Below are 20,006 nucleotides of genomic sequence, written 5' to 3'. Positions count from 1 at the left end.
ATGGTGTGATGCCGCCTGCCGCACTTAACATGCGGAAGATACCGATCGTGTTTCTGCCTGAGCCGGAACGCGCAGGCGCGCGGACCCTGCGTCGAACGACTGCGTTTCTGATAAGAGGAATTTGCCTCAGAAATCGAGTTAGGCATCAAGCTGGCGAATGAGGATCTTCGTAGCATCAGCTTTTATTTGTATCGTTGACGAACACGCGCGGGTACTGCGTTGTCAGGTCAACTTTCTGCAGTGGGCGGTTTTTCTGCGCATGCCACTTTCCGAAAACGTATTGCGCGATTCCATTCTGCCTGCCATTAAACGACGTGGAGAAGCGAGTTGAGCACAGAGGCATTCATCGAAGAATTTCGCGGCGCGACGTCTGACTCCGAAGCCACTGTGCAGTTCGATCAGGACTGGTTCGATCAGCTTGTGCTCGATGCACTGCTGGTGGACGGCAACATCGTGCGTTATCGCGCGAGAGCACGCGAAAGCGCACAGTCCTGGCTGATTGCCATCCCGGCCGATTCGCCCTCTGAAGCCGCATTTCGGCGCTTGCAACAGGAGTTCACGCTCGCCGACAGGCTCGATCCGGAGTGGGCGGTGCGGCCCCTTGCGCTGGTGCGGCTCGCGTGTGGCCCCGTCCTCGTTTACGAAGACAACGGCGGCACGCTCATTTTGCCGCCCGCCGACGGCACGATCACGCTCAGCCGCTTCCTGCGTATCGCAGTGGGCGCTGCGCACTCACTGTGGCTCGCGCACATTCGCGGTGTCCTGCACCGCGACATCAAACCGTCGAACCTGCTAGAAAACTTCGACGGCACGATCCGTCTACTCGGTTTTCGCGACGTATTCAACCCGGCTGCCGATCCGGCGACGGAATCATCGGATACGCTTTACGGCACACTGGCCTACATGTCGCCGGAGCAAGCCCGGCGAGCCGGTATTCAGGCAGACGAGCGCAGTGATCTTTATTCGCTCGGCGTCACCTTGTATGAACTGCTGACCGGCAAATTGCCGTTCGAGGCAGCCGATGCGGGTGAATGGGTTTATAGCCACGTGGCCCGTCAGCCTACAGATCTGCATCGATATCGCGATTCCTTGCCCGAGGTTCTGGGTTCAATCGTCCTCAGGCTGTTGGCGAAGAGTCCTGTAGAGCGCTATCAAAGCGCCTCAAGTCTCGAGGCCGATCTGCGCCGTTGTTTGGCTGACTGGAACGAGTTGCAGCATATCGTGCCATTCGAGCCTGCCGCGGAAGACAACGTCAAGAATCTGGCGGTCACGCATCGTCTGTTCGGTCGCACCGTAGAATACGACGCGCTGCTTGCCGCGTTCGAGCGCAATGCGCAGCAGGGCGCGCCGGAACTGATCTTCGTGTCCGGCTACTCAGGGGCGGGCAAATCCGAACTGGTGCGCAGCGTGCACCGCGCCACTGTGCAGACGCCTACGCTGTTTGCTTCCGGCAAGCTCGAACAATATGGACACAATGCGCCTTACGCACCGTTGATGCAGGCGATACGCTCGCTATTCCAGCGCATTCTGGGCGAGAGCGATCGCGAACTGGACCATTGGCGGCAACTGCTGCGCCAGGCCATTGGGCTGCAAGGCAAGCTGATCATTAGCTTCATTCCTGAACTGGAGCTGGTACTCGGCGCTCAACCGGACGTTCCGGACCTCCCGCCTGTAGAAGCGCAACTACGGTTTCAGACGCTCATCACGGGCCTGCTATCCGTTTTCGCCACGCAGCCGCACCCATTGGTTCTTTTTTTCGATGACGTGCACTGGTTCGACGATGCCACCTTGAACTTCATCGCAAACTTCGTCGCGACCGTAGATATCCGGCACGTGCTGTTGATCTGTGCCTACCGCAACAACGAAGTCGAACGATCGCCGAGGTTCAAGGCCTTCCTCGAGTCGATGACGAGTGCCAGCGCACGCGTCAGCACGGTTGCCGTCGGACCTCTCGATACCGCGAATGTGACGGCATTGCTCGCCGACGCGTTGCATTGCGACGCCGCTCATGTTTATCCGCTGGCGGTGGTCGTCCAGAAAAAAACCGGAGGCAATCCTTTCTTCATCAAGCAACTCCTGCTGACGCTGGCCGATCACCAGTTGATCGCTTATGACGGCATCTCCGCGCGCTGGAAGTGGGATATCGATCGCATCGAGGAATATGAATCGACCGACAATGTGGTCGACCTGATGGTGGCGCGTATGTCACGACTGCCCGCGGGTGCTCAAGACATGCTCAAGATGCTCGCGTTCATGGGGCGTCGACTCGACAGATCGACACTGGTACGTATTGACCCTGCTGGCGGCCTGCAGCTGGAGCGACGTCTGCATCCTGCTATCGAGCCGGGTCTGATCGCGTCAGACCGGGCGGGCTTCGCCTTTGCACACGACCGGGTTCAGGAGGCCGCCTATGCGTTGACTCCAGCGGATGAGCGTGGTGCCGAGCATGCGCGTATCGCCCGCATCCTGATGGAAGATTTCGATCTGCACGCCGTGCAGAAGTCGGCCTTCGACATCGCACATCACATCGAACGGGCTCAGGCCGCAGGTGCGCTACGCGAGCTTGATCTTGACGAGACGATCGCGTTTTCCAGGGTCTGTCTGCACGCAGCGCGTCACGCGAAAGAAGCGATTGCGATGCAGTCCGCGCTGAGTTACCTCGACGTCGCGGAGAATCTGCTCGATTCCAGCGAAGAAGACTATACGCGTTCGCTTGGTTACGAGATCGGTGTGCTGCGGGTCCAGTGCTACATTCTGAACGCGAATTTCGAGGCTGCGGGCACGGAGATCGCGAGGCTGCTCGGCCAGGATCTTTCGGTTCTCGCACGTGCATCGGTCTACAAGCTGAAAGTCGACATGATGCAGCTTTTGTCGAACTATGAAGCAGCAGTGGAAACTGCGCTTGAAGGCGTCAAGCTGTTCGGTACGCACCTCCCGCGCTATCCAGAGGCCGCCGATGTTGAACAAGCGTACAGCCAACTCAATAAGTCTCTTGAATCGCGTACGATCGCCTCGCTCGCGGATTTGCCGGCATTGCGGGACGAGAAGATCGAATCGGAAATGAATCTTCTGGCCAGCGTCTATGCGCCGGCATCGTTCGTGAACGAGCGGCTTGGCTTTCTGCATCTGTGTCATATGGTGCAGCTCACGATCGATCACGGCATCACGGCGGCATCTGCACATTGTCTTTCGTGGTTCGGCGTATACGTGGGGGAATTTTTCGGACGTTACGATGAAGGCTTCGAATTCTCGCAGTTGGCGCGCAAGCTGGTCGAAACGCGGGGCTATAACTCGGTTGCCACGAGCACACTCGTCGCCCTCGATACCATCGCTGTCTGGACCCAGCCGCTGCCGTATGTACTGAAATGCGCGCGCGACGCTTTCGAGTCGGCGCGACCGAGCGGTGATCTGACCATGAGTTGCTACGCGTGCAACCACGTCGTTTCCGATCTGCTGATCATCGGCGCTCCGCTGGAACAGGTGGACAAGGAAATCGATCTCGGTCTTTCATTCGCGAGACAGGTGCGCTTCAAGGACGTGGAAGACATCCTCGAACTGCAAAAGCGCTATGTCCACAGTTTGACGGGCGGAGCAGACCTGCCCGGCAATTTCGGTTTCGTGGAAGATGGACGCATGACGTTCGACGCCGACCTGCTAGACACGCAGATGACGACACTGCGTTTCTGGATCTGGTTGCTCAAAGGTGTTTCCTGCTACTTTAACGGGCACTATCAGGACGCCCTGTTTTGCCTTGCCGAAGCCGGCGAGCTGAGGTGGTCAACCCCCGCGCATATTCATCTGCTGGATTACCATTTCTACTCGGCACTCAATCTCGCGAAGATCTGTTCCGATGAAGACGAGGCGGCCCATGCGATTGCGCGCATCGAGCCACATCTGGCGAAACTCAAACAGTGGGCTCAGCTCAATCCGGCGACGTTCCAGGACAAGCTGTTGCTCGTCGAAGCCGAGGTGGCCCGCTTGAACGGCAAGCCGCTCGCGGCAATGGCGCTGTACGAGCAAGCCGCTGTGGCCGCCTCCGCAGGCGGATTCAATCACAGCAACGCGCTCGCTCACGAACTGGCGTCGGTGTGCTGCGAGGCAAACGGACTTTTAAGCGCGGCGCGCCATCACCGCCGGCGCGCAATTGACGGCTATACGCGTTGGGGAGCGCTGGCTAAAGTCGAGCAACTCGAACGCGGCGGCCGTCCGGCACAGTTGTCGGTTGAGCAGGCCGCCGCGTCGCGCCCGTCGGTCGAGATCGTCGATGCACAACAGCGACTCGACCTCGTCGCTACGTTGAAATCGTCGCAGGCGATCTCCGAGGAGATCGTGCTGGAGAAACTGATACGTACGCTTGTCACGTTGGCGATCATGCATGCGGGCGCGCAAAGTGGGATGCTAATTCTGCTAAAGGGCAATGTACCGGTGGTCGAAGCAAGTGGCCATGATGCGCGGCACGGCGTTCAGGTGACGCTGGGTGGGGACAAGCTCACGCGTCAGGATCTGCCGGCCTCGGTGTTTTATACGGCGTTGCGTACACGCAAACCTGTCGTGGTGGACGACGCTCAACGCGATCCCCGTTTTTCATTCGACGTAGCATTTGCAAACCGGGCTGTTCGATCGGTGTGCTGCTTGCCGCTTGTCAAGCAAGGCAATGCCATCGGCGCGCTGTATCTGGAGAATAACCTGACTGCGGGCGTGTTCACGGAAAGCCGCACGTCGGTGCTCGAATTGCTGGCATCGCAAGCCGCGATTTCGCTCGAAACCGCTCGCCTCTACGCTGAACTGGTGGAGGAAAACAAACGCCGTCAGGAAACGGAAATAGCCTTGCGCCTCAGCGAAGAGGCGCTCGCACTCGGGCAGAGAATCAGCCGCTCGGGCAGTTACATCTGGAACACGCTGACGGGGGAGCGCTACTGGTCCAAGGAACTCTATAGCGTGTTTGAACTGCCGATGGAATCCGGTAGCCCCGGCACGCGGACCATTCAGGCGCGGATTCATCCAGAAGACGTTGCGCTTTATCAGAAGACGGTCGAGCGCGCAGCGCGGGATCGCAGGGCGTTCCGGCAGAAGTTCCGCATCGTTGCGCGAGACGGTGCGCTCAAGTATCTCGAGGTGCTGGGCGAGCCATCAGGCGAGAGCAGCTTCGTCGGCGTTGTAACGGATGTGACCGACCGGCATACGACCGAGTTGGCATTGCAGAACGCCAAGCTCGAATTGGCGAAAGCCTCCCGTGCGACGACGATGGGCGAACTCGCCGCGTCGATCGCGCATGAGATCAATCAACCGCTGGCTTCGATCATGTCGAACGCGAGCGCGAGTATGCGTTGGCTCAACCGGTCTCAGCCGGCCATTCCAGAAGCAATCAATGGCATGCGTGATATCGTGAAGGACGGCAAGCGGGCGGGGGACATCATCCGCGCGCTGCAGTCTCTCGCGAAGGAAGCCAAGCCGAGCATGATGCCGACTTATGTCGACGACGTTGTGCGGGAGGTGTTCGAACTGGCTTCCGCGGAGATCGAGCAACGCGGTCTGGTTGTGCGATTCGATCTGGCCGCCGCTAGCCGTTCTGTGATTGCCGACAGGGTGCAGTTGCAGCAGGTTTTGTTCAACCTCGTCATGAATGCCGCAGACGCCATGGCTCATCTCGATGCCCGGGAGCGCTTGCTGACTGTGACCTCGCGCGTCGATGAGGGCGGCCTGGTCGTCGTGTCCGTGGAAGATAACGGTGGTGGTATCAATGAGGACATTGCGCCGCGCATTTTCGATGCTTTCTTCACGACCAAGTCGACCGGCATGGGGATGGGGCTCGCGATCTGCCGATCCATCATCGAAGCGCATGGCGGGACGCTGAAGGTCGCACCGGTCAACCCGCGCGGCACGGTCTTCGTGTTCAGCCTGCCTCCTGCCAGATAGCTTTGCCGTTGCGCGTATTCGCGCGAATACGCGTGGACGCAACGCGCAAATTCAAACCTTGGTATAGCCCCTTCGGCGAACCGCGCCCGCATCTTCAGCGGACGCGATTCGACTGCTCCAGCGGTGCTCGTTCCATGCCGCGTTTAACACGTCGATATGAGTTCTCCAAACCATCTGCTGCGTCCGCCAAACGGACGTAGGGATAGTTGCGCCGATACCGTTCCGATAAGGTTCAAGCGTGGTTTGCCGGCGCTCGTTAAATCGGTTGCAACGAGTGAATACGGCGTGGCGGGTGCGGTTTTTTTAATTTTCCGGTGCAATGCCGGTACTACGGAGAATGACAGATGAAGAAGCTTGTATCGTTGATGGTTTTGGGTTCGGCTCTCCTTGCCGGGTTGGTTTCGAGTGCTGCATCAGCGGAAACCGTTGCGCAACTCGAACCTGCCACGCAAGCGTTTATCGACAAACTGGCAGCCGCCGGTGGACCGCCGCTCTACACGATGACGCCGCAGGCCGCGCGCAAAGTACTCGACGACATTCAGGCCGATCCGAATGGCAACCTCGCACCCGCTGAAGAAAAGGAAGTGACGTTGCCAGTCGGTCCGACCGGTTCGACGAAGGTTCGCGTGATCCGTCCAGCGGACGTCAAGGGCATGACGCCGGTCATCATGTATTTCCATGGCGGCGGCTGGATTCTCGGCAACGCTGCGACACATGATCGCCTGGTGCGTGACCTGGCGAATCGCGCCCATGCCACCGTCGTCTTCGTGGAATATGAACCGTCGCCGGAGGCGCATTTTCCGATCGCGATCGAACAGGATTACGCCGCGACCCAATACGTCGCTGAGCATCCGAAGGAGTTCGATGTCGACGCGAGCCGCTTGGCGATTGCCGGCGATAGTGTGGGCGGCAACATGGTGGCAGTTGTCGCGCAATTGGCGAAGGAGCGTCACGGTCCTGCGATCCGCTTCCAGGCAATGTTCTATCCGGTGACCGACTATACGCTGGACGATTCGACCTATGACGCGTTCCCCAACGGACCGTGGCTCACCAAGCCGGCGATGAAATGGTTCTGGAACGCGTATCTGCCCAATGCCACCGAAGCGCAGGCCAATGATCCGCATGTCTCGCCTCTGCGTGCGTCGCTCGACGCATTGAAAGGCTTGCCGCCCGCGCTCGTCATCACCGACGAAAATGACGTGCTGCGGCATGAAGGCGAAGCCTACGCACATAAGCTTGCGCAGGCCGGGGTCACCGTGACGGCGGTTCGCTTTCTCGGCACGATGCATGACTTCATGATGCTGAACCCGCTGCGCAACACGCCCGCTGCGCTCGGTGCGACGGCTCTGGCAGGCAGCATGCTGAATCAGGCGCTGGCGAAGTAAAGGCACGACATCATGCCGACCCGCGCCGAGCCGTTCGGCTCCCCCAGTCATGCCTTACGTTTGGCGACGGTTGTCGCGCTGATCGGGGTCGCGGGCGGATTAAGCGGGCTTGGGCTCGCAGCCTTGCTGCACGCCATCCAGCATCTCGCCTACGGTTACGACCCCGAGACGCTCTTCAATGGCGAGAGTTTTCTGGATGGCGTGAAAGCGGCAAGTGCTGCGCGCAGAGTGGGTGTGCTGACGGTCTGCGGTCTGCTTGCCGGCATCGGCTGGTGGGCCGTATTTCGCTGGTGCAAGCCGCTCGTGAGCATCTCCCGGGCGGTGAATGGCCCGGAACCGCGCATGCCCGTTGTCGCCACCGTGTGCCACGCGCTGTTGCAGATCGTCACAGTGGCGCTGGGTTCGCCGCTTGGCCGGGAAGTCGCACCCCGTGAAGTGGCAGCGATGCTTGCGGCGCGACTGTGTTCATATGCACGACTGCCCGCTGATGAAACAAAAATTCTGGTCGCGTGCGACGCCGGTGCCGGACTGGCCGCGGTGTATAACGTCCCGCTGGCGGGCGCGCTGTACGTGCTCGAGGGATTGCTATTGAGTTTTAGCTGGCGGGCGCTGGTCCCCGCTATTCTTACGTCCGTAGTGGCCGCACTTATTGCAAGAATCGGCCTCGGCAATTTGCCTCAGTACAACGTGCCGCACTACGCGGCCACGCCTTCGCTGGTGGTCTGGTCTGCGATCGCAGGACCACTATTCGGGCTGGCAGCGGTTCTATTTACACGGCTCACGAGTTCTGCGCGTGCTCAGGCACCGCATGGCGTAGCATTGCCGGTCCTGTGTCTACTGAACTTCGTTTTTATCGGCTTGCTGGCAACGCAGTTTCCGATCCTGCTCGGCAACGGCAAGGGGCCGGCGCAGGTCGGATTCGACGGATCAATTGGCTTGCAACTCGCGGCGATTCTGTTGGTGTTGCGCATTCTGATCACGTGGACCAGTCTTCGGGCAGGGGCCGCCGGCGGCCTGTTGACTCCTGGCCTGTGCAACGGCGCTTTGCTGGGGATTGTGCTGGGCGGTGTCTGGTCGATGTTGTGGCCCGGCACGCCGGTCGGCGCGTTTGCGATGATTGGCGCGACGGCGTTTCTGGCTGCGTCGATGCGAGTACCGTTGACGGCGCTGGCATTGATTCTCGAGTTCACGCAGCCATCGCAGGAGTTTCTGATTCCCATGCTGATAGCGGTGGCAGGTTCAGTTCTCGCTGCGGAATGTGCGCGGCGTGTTTTGCCCGCGCCTGAGACGGTGGTTGGTCCCATGCCGGGCACCGCGCAAAAATAAACGCTTGAGTGCAAGGAGTGAACGAGACGGCCCACGCATTGTGGGCCGAATCGTTCGTTTCATTGATCACACAGCCGGAACGTCGCTCGCCGGGAACGACTCGACAAGCGCTTCGTCGAGACGTGCATCCTGCTCCCGATCTTTTGCTGATGAGACCACGGCGAGCGTCACGCTGTTGGTCGTTGCATCATACTCGCCACGCACGTCGTCTCCTTCCTTGATCGTACCCGCGAGCATCTGCTTCGCCAGTTTGGTTTCGAGGTTCTGGCGGATCTCGCGCTTCAACTCGCGCGCGCCGTATCGCGGGTTGTAGCCTTTGGACGCGAGATGATCGACCAGGCTTTCGTCGAAAGACAGACTGACGTCCTGACCATGTGCCGCGCGCGACACGCGCTCGAGTTGCTGACGGACGATCTCGCGAATCTGGTCGGGCGCGAGCGATTCGAAGATGATGATTTCGTCAAGACGGTTCAGGAATTCCGGCCGGAAGTGCTGCTGCAGAACGCTCATCACCGCTTCGCGCTTCTCGCCGCGTTCAGCGTCGACGGTTTGCGTGCTGGAGAAGCCGGGCGGCGATTTGGTCGCGCCCAGAATGATGTCGCTGGCGAGATTGCTGGTTGCGATAATCAGCGTATTGCTGAAATCGACGGTACGTCCCTTGCTGTCCGTCAGGCGCCCATCGTCAAGCACTTGCAGCAGGATGTTGTAGACGTCGGGATGTGCTTTTTCGATCTCGTCGAACAATACCACGCTATAGGCCTGACGGCGCACGCGTTCGGTCAACTGGCCAGCTTCATCGTGGCCGACATATCCGGGTGGCGCGCCGATCAGGCGTGAGACGGAGTGGCGCTCCATGTACTCGCTCATGTCGATTCGGACAATCGCGTTTTCGTCCCCAAAGACCTGTTCGGCAAGTGCCTTGGCCAGTTCTGTTTTGCCGACGCCGGACGGTCCGAGGAACAGGAAGTTGGCGATCGGCCGGTGGGCCTGCTGCAAACCCGAGCGGGACAGCCGCACCGCGTCGCTAACGGCTTTGACCGCCTCTTCCTGGCCAATCACGCGCTGATGTAGACGCTCTTCGAGTTCCAGTAGCTTGGCTTTTTCCGTTTCTGTGAGCTGCGTAACCGGAACGCCGCTCAGTTTCGATACGATTTCGGCAACGTGATGAGCGCTCACTTCCGCCGTGTTCGAACCGATCTTCCGCTTCCAGCCTTCAGTGGCCTTGTGCAACGAGGTCTGGTGAGTGTCGATCGCCGCTTCGAGCTCCTTCGCCCGATCGTATTGCTTACGGCTGGTCGCGTAGCTCTGCTCGCGTTTGAGTTGCGCGATTTCCGCCTCGCTTTCCTGAATCTCGAGCGGGCGGGAAGTTTGCGAAAGATGAACGCGCGCGGCAGCCTGGTCGATCAGATCGATCGCTTTGTCCGGCAGGAATCGGCCTGAGATATAACGCTCGGAAAGCTCGGCGGCGCTCACCAGCGCCTCGTCCTGAATCGTCACTTTGTGGTGTGCTTCGAGCCGATCGCGTAGCCCGCGCAGAATATTGATCGTCTGCTCGACAGACGGCTCGGCCACCATGACTGGCTGGAACCGCCGTTCGAGAGCTGCGTCTTTCTCGATGTATTTCTGGTATTCGGAGAGTGTGGTTGCACCGATCAGATTCAATTCGCCGCGCGCCATTGCCGGCTTGAATGTGTTCGCGATGTCGAGGCCGCCTTCGCCGCCACCCTGACCCGCGCCGACGATTGTGTGCACTTCGTCAATAAAAATGACGATCTCGTGCCGGTTGGCGAGAATCTCTTCCATGATCTGCTTGACCCGCTCCTCGAATTCGCCGCGATACTTCGCGCCGGCGACTAGCGAGTTGACGTTCAGTTCGATCAGTCGTTTTCCGCGCAGGACCTCGGGAACGTCGCCGTTGACGATGCGCTGGGCAAGTCCTTCGAGAATTGCGGTTTTGCCTACTCCGGGCTCACCGATCAGCACGGGGTTATTCTTCTTGCGACGCGCGAGCACTTCGATGGTCGTTTCGATTTCACGCGACCGGCCGATGACCGGATCGAGGCGGCCTTCTTGCGCTAGTTGCGTCAAGTCGCGGCCGTGCTCGTCGAGTTTGGGCGTCGTTGAAGCACGCTCGACACGGCCCGGCTCAGCGCCCTTTCCGACTACCCGCAGCGAGTGTTGCAGCAGCGACTGCGAGGTGAGACCGAACTTGGCGAGCAACACGCCGGCTAAGCTGTCGGGTACGTCGGCGAGTCCGAGCAGGATATGCTCCGGCCCAACATAGCTATGTCCCATTTCACGCGAGAGAACGAACGCGCGTTCAAGCGCGCTCTTCACGCGGGGCGACACGCCGAGTTGCACATGGCCAGTCGTTGGAGCACTTTCCCGGCGCGGGGCATTCGTGTCGATATAGTTCCGGATATCGTCCGTTGAAATATGGTGCTGTTTTAGCAAAGTCTGCACGACGTCGCTTTCGGGCAATTCGTACAGAAGATGTTCGGTGTCGACTTCGCGGCTTCCGAACAGCACCGCACGCTCGGCCGAGCGCAGCAGAATTTCTTTGGACTGGTCGCTGAAATGCTGCTCGATGCGGTTGCGATCGTGCGTTGACGATAGCCGCCCGCGATGCGGCGGCGGGTTGGCGGTCGTCGGTTGATCGAACAGCCCGCTGCCGAACAGCGATTCGAGCGGCGAAATATAACGCTGGTGGCGAGTCAATTGAATATAGTGAAAATCGCAAACGTCGAGGTCACGCTGTTCGCCGTCCTGCAGGACGGTGACGCGTACCGAAGCGGGACGTGCACCGCAAATGTCACACAGGGTTTGAGGCATGTCGGCCGTCCTTTTCTAAGCGGATACCGGATTGAGTGGGGACGATCCTGCTGGGGAGGATCAGAGAAAGGAAAACGACAGACGTTGCCTCGTGGACCGCGCCTGTCGTCACCGACCTTCGTAAAGCCGCGTGCTCAGGACGCGGTTTCGCTGCCGGCTTCAGTAAAAAGTCCGAGTTTGCTGAGAATGCTGCGAGCCTGTTCGAGCTGTTCAGTCGTACCGTGAATGATTAGCAGGAAGCCATTGGCCTTCAGCGTCGTTTCGTATTTCACGACATCATTTTTCGGGACCCCCAGTTCTGCCAGTGCGGCCCCAATCGCTGTCACGCCTGCGCCAATCACGGCGCCCTCGAGCGCCGACACGACCGAGGCGACGATTGGCCCAGCCAGGCCTATTAGTCCCAGCCCGGGCACGAGAAACAGCGCCGGCGATATAAGCAGGCCCCAGATGCCGCCCCAGAATGCGCCTGTTGCGCCCCACGACTTAATGCGGTCACCCACGGTGTAAAAACCCACTGGGTGTTCTTCGGAGTGGTAGCCCTTGCCGACGATTGACAGCCTGGTCATGTCGAAACCGTTCTGGCTCAGTTCCTTGACGGCTTCGTCAGCGGCCTGGTGACTGGAAAATGCGGAAATGATGGTGTTGTCCTGACTCATTTGCTTACCTCTCCGGTAGTCGTCACGATAAATTCGCTGGTTGGAATGCGGTGCGCGAATCAAGTCGCGCTCGCGCAATCGAGTTTCGCAAAGGCCACGCAGATTTTCTTTCTGATTCGCACGGTGGCTTTGGCCTGAGTTCAATCGCCCATCCGTCACGCGAGGACCGCCGATTGGATAGGTTGAGGAGTCTTAAGTGGGAGCAGATCTGCGGTTCGTAAATCAAGCTTCTGCTTGAGCGCTACTATCACAAATTCAACAAACGTCTTTATTTTTGCGTCGACGAATTGGCGTGAGGGATAAATCACAAATACATTGATTGTTTGAAGTCGGTAGTCCGGAAAGAGCTGAACCAATTTGCCTTCTTTAAGTTCATCCACGATCGAATACGTGGGCACCGCGCCCACGCCAGCGCCAGCCAGCAACGCGACCCGCAAGGCCTGCATGTTGTTGACGACGAAATTCCCCGTCTGATCCATCTCGCCCACGCTGTGTCCGGTCGGCGCGGAAGGCCACTCCGAGGGTGAATCGAAGGACGAGCTGGTGTGCATGAGCGTGTGCTCAGGCAACTCCGCGATGGTCCGGATGGGGTGCCGGGTGAGATAGTCCGGCGCCGCGACCAGGATGCGTTCGCACCGGCCGATCAACCTGCTCACGTTGCGAGAATCCGGCAATGACGAGGCGGACACGATCGATACGTCGAATTCTTCTTCGATCAGATTGGCCATTTCGGGCAACAGTTTGAGATCGACTGAGACGGTCGGAAACGCGTGGCGATATTCGACAATGGTGGATGTCAGTTGCTTCAGGCCGATGTCCGGCGCGGCGTGAACGCGCAACTTACCGCGAGGAAGCGTATGCGCGTCGCTCGCCTCGGCGTCGGCGTCGTCGATATCGGCAAGGATTTTCTTGCAACGCTGATAGTATCTCTCGCCACATTCGGTGAGCGATACGCTACGTGTAGTGCGTTGCAATAGCCGGGTGTGAAGATGCTCCTCGAGCGACACGACGGCGCGCGAAATATTGCCGGCGCTGCATTCCATGTGTTTTGCGACTGCGCTGAAGTTACCGGTTTCCGCGACCCGCGAAAACACGCGCATGCTGAAGATTTTGTCCATAGCCGCTGTGACCTCTTGATCGATTGATTCCTGCACATGACTTGTTGATGTGGGAACAATACGATTGGCGGTGCTCGCGCGCCATCCCTACATGCGGCTTGTGCATTCACCCATGCATTCACGCCACTTATCCGCACGTATAGTTCGGTGAGCAGCGGCACTCGGTGAACAGGCGCATCACGCCATTCAATCTTGCCTCAGGATTTTTAAGAAAAATTTGGCCACTTTTTTTAAGGACTGTTCTATGCTTTTCTATTGGCGTCGGAGGAACGGTAGCAAACTGTGAAACAGACTCTGTGCAGGGTGCTTTTTGCAGATTGGCGTACGGTTGCGAGTTTTAATGTGTTTGCGGCGATATGCAGCCGCAAACCGCTCTAGCTAAAGTATCGTAACCGTGACCGGCAGCGGATGTGATTAGTTATATAAAGATCAGGTCTGGATGGGTTTGCACGTCCGACTGAATGACATCTGCGTCTTGATGGAGGCAGAAATCCGTGACGATCTGATTGATATGGCGAGGATACGAAGCTCAACGCCGGCAAATGCCAGCGCCATGATTCTTGCCTTCGCAATCGACCACATGCCCCGCGATCACAGGGCGGGCGTTCTGCGTTAGATTTTCAGCAGTTGAGCAGCATTTCCGCCGAGAATCAGGTTCCTGTGCTCAGTTGACAGGTTGAGGCGATCGAGGAATGTGACTGGCTGCTCATAGCCCATGTCGAAGCAGTAGTCGCTGCCCAGCACTAGCCGATCTACGCCGACGTTCTGAATCAGGAAGTCGAGGACGGGGCCGGAGTGCGAGACCGTATCGTAGTTGAAACGCCGCAGGTAACTGCTCGGCTTCTGCGCGAGCAGTCGCGTTTCGGGGCGCGCTGTCCAGCCGGCATCGATTCTACCCATGAGCATAGGCAATGCGCCACCGGCGTGGGGCAACGTAACGTTCAATTGGGGGTGCCGGTCCATCACGCCGCCAAGGATCAGATGCGAGCCCGCTATAGCGGTATCGAACGGATTGCCCAGCAGGTTGCTGAGGTAGTAATCCCCGAGCCGTGCGCCGCCTACCGTTTGCTGCGGATGCAGAAATACCGGGAGCCCGATCTGCTCGATATGTGCGAACACCGGTTCGAATAGCGGGTCGTCGAGGTCCTGGTTGTTGATGTTGGTTCCTATATAAATGCCGCGTACGCCAGGTAATTCCGATGCCCTTTCGAGCTCGTCGATCGCGTCTGACGTGTTTAGCATTGGCAGAGTGGCAAGTACCACGAAGCGGTCTGGATACTGCACGTGAATCGCGGACGCTGCTGCGTTCCACGTTTTCGCGAGCTTCGCATTGAAGTTGCGCTCGGCCCAGTAGGCCATCGGCACGCTCAACGATAGCGCCTGCATGTCGACGCCGGACGCGTCCATGTCGGCGAGTCGCTCGTCAATCCTGATGAACTTGAGCGGCAGTGGTCCAAGACCGCCGGCTGGAGTCTGGAAGCTGAAACTGGTGGAGTCGCAAGTAAATTTGCCGCCGAATTTCGCGCCTTCGCCGCCCACCAGGTCGCAATAACTCTCGGGGTAGTAGTGCGCGTGAATGTCGATCGATCGGCCTCTAGCCACATGGCTGGTTTTGCCGGCAACGCCCGGGGCGGGAGCGGCGGCAGCCGCGACTGGCGCAACCGGGGCGAGACCGCCGGCAAGCGCGGCCATTGTGCCAAGCAAGCGTCGACGTTTCGGTGAAATACAACAACTGCAATCCATGTGTGTCTCCGTTGTAGTGGTCTAGTACCGAGTGTCAGCCGTGCTTGACCAGACCCAGTTCGCAGTCGATGAGTTGATTGCCGTAGAGTGCACGCTCGCGAACGGCGCGTGCCGACGTATCAGTGATTGAAAAAAGCACTACGCCTGCGAAGGCGACCAGCATTGAGAACAAGGCGGGATATTCGTACGGATAGATCGCATGGGTATGACCAAGCACCTGCACCCAGACGGTCGGGCTGAGGACGGTCAAGGTCACCGCCGAGATAAGGCCGAGCGTGCCGCCGATCACGGCACCGCGCGTGGTCAGCCCGCGCCAGTAGATCGAGAGAAGCAGGACGGGAAAGTTCGAACTTGCTGCGATGGAGAAAGTGAGACTCACGATGAACGCGATGTTCTGCTTTTCGAATGCAATACCCAGCATAATCGCGAGCACACCGAGCACGAGCGTGGTGATCCGCGAGACATGCATTTCTTCGCGGTCCGTCGCCGCCCCGCGACGCATGACATTTGCATACAGGTCGTGCGAAACCGCTGAAGAACCGGCGAGCGTCAGACCGGCAACCACCGCGAGAATCGTCGAGAACGCGACCGCGCAGATAAAGCCGAGAAAGACGTTGCCGCCCACTGCGTGCGCGAGATGAATTGCCACCATATTCACGCCGCCAATTACGGTGCCCGAGGCGGTGTGATATTGCGGGTCGGTCGCCACCAGTGCAATCGTGCCGAAGCCGATGATGATGATCAGCGCGTAGCCGATACCGACAATCCCTGTCGCATACAGAATGCTCTTGCGAGCCGCTTTGGCGTCGCCAACCGTGAAAAAACGCATCAGGATGTGTGGCAGTCCCGCTGTGCCGAAGATCAACGCAAGTCCAAGCGATACGGCGGAAACCGGATCCGACACGAGACCGCCCGGACTCATTATTGCAGCGTGCTTCGGGTGGGCGAGAATCGCCTGCGAAAAGAGCGCGTTCATGCTGAAGCCGAAGCGACTCATCACCATGAATGCCATGAACGCGGCACCCGCCAGCAATAAAGCTGCCTTGATGATCTGAATCCACGTGGTGGCGAGCATGCCGCCAAAGAACACATAAACCACCATCAATACGCCGACCAACACGACCGCGGCGGTGTAATTGAAGCCGAACAGCAATTCAACGAGTTTGCCGGCGCCGACCATCTGCGAGACGAGATAGAGCAGCACAATTACAATCGAGCTCGACGCGGCGAAGGCGCGGATCGGCCGTTGTTGCAGACGGTACGAAACCACGTCGGCAAGCGTGTAGCGGCCCAGATTGCGCAGCGGTTCAGCAATCAGGAAGAGGATGATCGGCCAGCTTGCGAGGAAGCCGATCGAATAGATCAGGCCGTCGTAGCCGCTCGTAAAGACGAGCGCGGAAATGCCGAGTAGAGACGCGGCGGACATGTAGTCGCCCGCGATTGCCCAGCCGTTCTGGAAGGCCGTGATTTTTCCGCCTGCCGCGTAATGGTCGGACACGCTGTGGTTCTTTTTCGCCGCCCAGCGCGTGATGAACAGCGTCGATGCGACAAATAACAGAAACATCCCGATCGCAATCGCGTTATGCGAACGAGGCGGCGCGGCGGTTTGCGCAGCGGCGGCAGGCAGGGCGGCAAGCGCGCTGAAAGCGGCAACCGGTACTGCGCCGACGCGCGGACCGGTCCAGAGAGCGAAACGTTTCATTGCCGTACTCCTTGCCGGATTTCATTGACCGCGCGGTCGTGGAGCGTATTGGCTCGCGCCACGTAGACCGCGACGATCGCGAACGTGAAGACAAACATGCCGAAACCGACGGCAATGCCCCATGTTGCGGGATAGCCTTCGGTGATCGGGCGGCCGAGGAGCGCCGGGGCGAACGCAAGCGTGAAGATGAAGGCGAAGTACACGGCCAGCATCAGGATCGTGAGAGCCCACGAGAAGGTTCGCCGCTTGCGCACGAGAGCGCGAAAACGAAGATCGTCGAGTAGCGGATTCGTTGCGAGCGGCGGCGGGTCGGTGGCGGCGTACTGCGCGCTCATCGAATAGGTTGGGGCGCCATGTTCCACGTTGTCTCCTTTCAAAACGAATTTCCTCCGATGCCGCACCAGCTGCCTTGACGCGCAGTCGGCGCGGCGATCAGAAGCGTGCGGGCACTGCAGTTTCGCGCATGACGGCGTCGGGCGTGCGATAGCGCTCAGCCATTTCACGATCCACGTCGTTTTTAAGCTGCGCCTGCATGTATGCGCCGAGATGACGGGCATGCTGGACGATTGCCGCGCCGACCTGGGTGCGTTCGCGGCTATAGTCCTCGAGTGCATCCTGCACGCTGGCATGCCCGCTGAGCGCTTTGACGAGTGCCATGGCGTCGCCGGCCGCCTTCGTCACGCCCATGCCACAGTGCGGACGTGCGACGAACGCCGCATCTCCCAGCAACGCGACCCGGCCGAATGTCATCTGCGGTACTTCGAGATCGAAGATAGGTTGGAAAAGCGGTTGGCTAGCCTTGGTCACGACTTCACCGAATTGCGGCGCGAGCAGAGTGAGTGCCGCGTCCTCCATATCGGCGAGCACGTCCTGACGGATTAACGTAGGTGGGATGCCGCCCACCCAACGTTTGCCTGCCGCGTCGGTCAGCAAATCGGGCAACTGGATGTCTTCACTGGTCGCGCGATACCAGACGAAGTTATAGCGGCGTTCGCCCGGAATCGTACTGTTGCCTCGGCCTGCAACGGGATAGCCGAGAATCTGCTCGCGCGGAGGAAGGCAAAATGCGAACTTGTCGAACAATGCTTCGCGGGTTGCGTGCGTCAACTGAGCTTCGTCGACCAGACCTCGCCATGCGACATAACCTGCGTACTGGAGCTTGACGTCGGGCAGAAATTTTTCGCGGACCGACGACTTGAAGCCGTCGGCGGCAATCACCAGATCCGCATGTAGCACCGTGCCGTCGCCGAGCGTGACGACCGCCTGGTCTGGGCCGTCTTGCACGGACGCCACTATCCCGCCAGCATGGTGGTGAAAATTGGGCAGTGCGGCACGCAGCACGTGGTACATCTTGCCCCATGCCGTGAGCGTTTGCGGCAAATCGCGTTCAGACAGCACGTCGCCGTTTTGCGCGAAGGTGATCCGTGATTGCACCTTTACCCCGATTGCGTCGTCGTATTCGATCCCGGCTGCTACTAGTGCTTCAAATAGTTCGGGATGCGTAACGATACCGGCTCCGCGTCCTGCCAGTTCGTCTGGAACGCGTTCGAACACGTCCACATCCCAGCCGTTGCGCACCAGCAGATTGGCCGCGAACAGGCCACCCAGCGAGCCTCCGACGATGATTGCCCGCAAGCGTGAAGCAGTCTGGTTCATGGTTATTCTCCTGTGCTGATGGAGGGTTGCGTCGAAGCCGCTTGTGCTTCTGTAAGGCGTCGGATTTCTTCGGCGGGGAAGTTCAGTTCGATGGTAACGCCGGAGGGATCTTCTACGAACACCTGATGCAAGCCAAGGCTCGGCACCGTTCGATCTCGCCACGAGAGGCCTTCGGCTTTCAACGTTTCCCACAGTGCCTCAACTCCGGTAGCGAGAAATGCGATGTGGTCGACCGTGCCGGTTCCGCTTGTGGGCAAAGCTTTGTCGCCGAGGTACGCGGAAAGCCCGGCAGGGTTATCTGGATCGAGGCCGATAAGGTGGACAGTACCGAACTCGGCTTCATCGCCGCCTTTGTAGAGCCACGCCCCAGGAAAGTCGAACGGCGGTCGATAGCCTTTCGTGAAGCCAAGGACCCGCTCGTAGAAGCGGCAGGATTGCTCGAGGTCGGCAGTGCGAATCGAGTAGTGGGCAAGTTTTGACACGGGCATCTTCACCTCCTGCTAATCTATTTATCGATCGATAAGTGATCGATGGATAAATTGTATTTGAATGCATGAGCAGGAGAAAGCAGCGTATCGCAGGTGTTTACCCTGAATTGGGCAGACGTTGGGAGAAGTGGGATGCGAGAGAAAAGTGGCGGCCGCCATGACCGCGTGACGTATTGTCAGCCGATGTGCGGGGTGGATCGAGGGCCGTGCGGCGTGCCCTCTGGCGATCCGGAGTCAGGCCCTGGGAGCCGATTTCGCGCGAACAGCTTCTTTCGAGGCGTGCTTGAGTGCGTCCGGCACGCCGTTGAGGAATGCGTCGATCTGGCGGGCAATATGATCGTCGACGTCCTCTTTGACGGGCAAACCGTAGATCCATTTGCGCACGCCGAGATAGAAGATGCTCGCGTGCAAACTCCAGATCAATTCCAGATCGATTTCGCGTTGTCTTGCCCCCGTGGGGGCGGGCAGATCGTAGGCCGAACGTATTTCCGCCATGACCGGCAAAAAGACGCGCTCACGCAGCCGAGCCAGATACTTCGAGTTGATGCCCTCGCGCGTCAAACCTGCAAAGATAAAGATTCTGATCCACTCGCGCCGCAAGATCACCTTGGAATACAACGAGTAGAACTGGACCATACGTTGCTGGATTGGAATAGACCGGTCCTTTATCAGATGCTCCCAACTCGTGTCCCACTGATAAACCTCTTCGTAGACGCGGTCGATCAATGCTTCCTTACTCGGAAAGTAGCGGTACAGAAGCGGCTGGGTTACGCCGAGCTGGCGGGCAAGTTCGCGGGTGCTTCCGGAAAAGCCATGGGTGGCGAAATGGTCGACGGCTTTCTGCACGATCTGGCGCTCCCGTATTTCAGGCGCAAGCCGGCGGGTGACGAGCTTATCGGGCTCATGCAATTTTCCTTGCGATGCTGTCTCGACCGTCACTACTTTTCTCGGCATGGCTTGTTCGCTACCCAGTGTGTTGGCACGCATAATACAAAGATTGATCTGCCCTGGCTAGGTGACGCGGCGGCATTGCCGGCGCAGGTAATATGCGTGAAGCGCGAGGCCGGATACCCTGAACAAGTCGCACACTGTACTTTGGCAGGATTCGGGGAGTATGCGCTCAGTACAAAAAATTCGAACAATAGGTTCATTTTTTTTCGTGCATTCTGGTTCCTCGTTGTTTT

General features: G+C 58.9%; 12 protein-coding genes and 1 pseudogene. 4 read left to right on the top strand and 9 right to left on the bottom strand.

Annotated elements, in window-relative coordinates; all coding sequences use genetic code 11:
• Positions 1 to 327 precede the first annotated feature (327 nt).
• From ABH945_RS34330 to ABH945_RS34320, 3 genes are all read left to right on the top strand, one after another.
• Positions 328 to 5,916: a trifunctional serine/threonine-protein kinase/ATP-binding protein/sensor histidine kinase gene (locus ABH945_RS34330; RefSeq protein ID WP_429253599.1), complete on the top strand. Its 5,589-nt coding sequence runs from the start codon at positions 328 to 330 to the stop codon at positions 5,914 to 5,916.
• Positions 5,917 to 6,260: 344 nt separating this feature from the next.
• Positions 6,261 to 7,301, top strand: coding sequence for an alpha/beta hydrolase (locus ABH945_RS34325; RefSeq protein ID WP_429253598.1), 1,041 nt, complete (start codon positions 6,261 to 6,263; stop codon positions 7,299 to 7,301).
• A gap of 12 nt (positions 7,302 to 7,313) precedes the next feature.
• Positions 7,314 to 8,627: a chloride channel protein gene (locus ABH945_RS34320; protein WP_429253597.1), complete on the top strand. Its 1,314-nt coding sequence runs from the start codon at positions 7,314 to 7,316 to the stop codon at positions 8,625 to 8,627.
• A gap of 66 nt (positions 8,628 to 8,693) precedes the next feature.
• Here ABH945_RS34320 and ABH945_RS34315 read toward each other — a convergent pair whose 3' ends face one another.
• The 3 genes from ABH945_RS34315 to ABH945_RS34305 all read right to left on the bottom strand — a co-directional run bounded on the left by ABH945_RS34315 (position 8,694) and on the right by ABH945_RS34305 (position 13,233).
• Positions 8,694 to 11,459 carry an AAA family ATPase gene (locus ABH945_RS34315; protein WP_429253596.1) on the bottom strand — a complete coding sequence of 922 codons (2,766 nt, stop codon included), beginning with the start codon at positions 11,457 to 11,459 and terminating at the stop codon, positions 8,694 to 8,696.
• A gap of 134 nt (positions 11,460 to 11,593) precedes the next feature.
• Complete coding sequence (locus ABH945_RS34310) at positions 11,594 to 12,259, bottom strand: general stress protein (RefSeq protein WP_429253595.1); 666 nt, start codon at positions 12,257 to 12,259, stop codon at positions 11,594 to 11,596.
• A gap of 11 nt (positions 12,260 to 12,270) precedes the next feature.
• Positions 12,271 to 13,233, bottom strand: coding sequence for a LysR family transcriptional regulator (locus ABH945_RS34305; RefSeq protein WP_429253594.1), 963 nt, complete (start codon positions 13,231 to 13,233; stop codon positions 12,271 to 12,273).
• Between the two features lie 433 nt (positions 13,234 to 13,666).
• On the opposite strand from ABH945_RS34305, the pseudogene ABH945_RS34300 reads away from it, so the two are divergent.
• Positions 13,667 to 13,849, top strand: a pseudogene (locus ABH945_RS34300) (DUF3331 domain-containing protein); the annotation flags it as partial.
• Here the strand turns inward: ABH945_RS34300 and ABH945_RS34295 are convergent.
• The 6 genes from ABH945_RS34295 to ABH945_RS34270 all read right to left on the bottom strand — a co-directional run bounded on the left by ABH945_RS34295 (position 13,846) and on the right by ABH945_RS34270 (position 19,776).
• Entirely contained in the window at positions 13,846 to 14,925 is a 1,080-nt protein-coding gene (locus ABH945_RS34295) for an amidohydrolase family protein (protein ID WP_429253593.1), read from the bottom strand. The pseudogene ABH945_RS34300 and the gene ABH945_RS34295 sit on opposite strands and share 4 nt — an antisense overlap.
• 85 nt (positions 14,926 to 15,010) lie before the next feature.
• Positions 15,011 to 16,678 (bottom strand): cation/acetate symporter ActP, encoded by a 1,668-nt coding sequence (gene actP, locus ABH945_RS34290; RefSeq protein WP_429253592.1) that lies wholly within the window; start codon positions 16,676 to 16,678, stop codon positions 15,011 to 15,013.
• Positions 16,675 to 17,040 carry a DUF485 domain-containing protein gene (locus tag ABH945_RS34285; RefSeq protein WP_429253591.1) on the bottom strand — a complete coding sequence of 122 codons (366 nt, stop codon included), beginning with the start codon at positions 17,038 to 17,040 and terminating at the stop codon, positions 16,675 to 16,677. Before ABH945_RS34285 ends, actP begins: the two co-directional genes overlap by 4 nt.
• 70 nt (positions 17,041 to 17,110) lie before the next feature.
• Positions 17,111 to 18,334: an FAD binding domain-containing protein gene (locus ABH945_RS34280; protein ID WP_429253590.1), complete on the bottom strand. Its 1,224-nt coding sequence runs from the start codon at positions 18,332 to 18,334 to the stop codon at positions 17,111 to 17,113.
• A gap of 2 nt (positions 18,335 to 18,336) precedes the next feature.
• Positions 18,337 to 18,822, bottom strand: coding sequence for a VOC family protein (locus ABH945_RS34275; RefSeq protein WP_429253589.1), 486 nt, complete (start codon positions 18,820 to 18,822; stop codon positions 18,337 to 18,339).
• A 234-nt stretch (positions 18,823 to 19,056) separates the two neighbouring features.
• Positions 19,057 to 19,776 (bottom strand): TetR/AcrR family transcriptional regulator, encoded by a 720-nt coding sequence (locus ABH945_RS34270; protein ID WP_429253588.1) that lies wholly within the window; start codon positions 19,774 to 19,776, stop codon positions 19,057 to 19,059.
• Between the last annotated feature and the right edge of the window lie 230 nt (positions 19,777 to 20,006).

Origin of the sequence: Paraburkholderia sp. GAS333 (genome assembly GCF_050435665.1) — a bacterium.
Taxonomy (GTDB): Bacteria; Pseudomonadota; Gammaproteobacteria; order Burkholderiales; family Burkholderiaceae; genus Paraburkholderia; species Paraburkholderia fungorum_A.
This window is presented reverse-complemented; position numbering and strand designations above follow the sequence as displayed.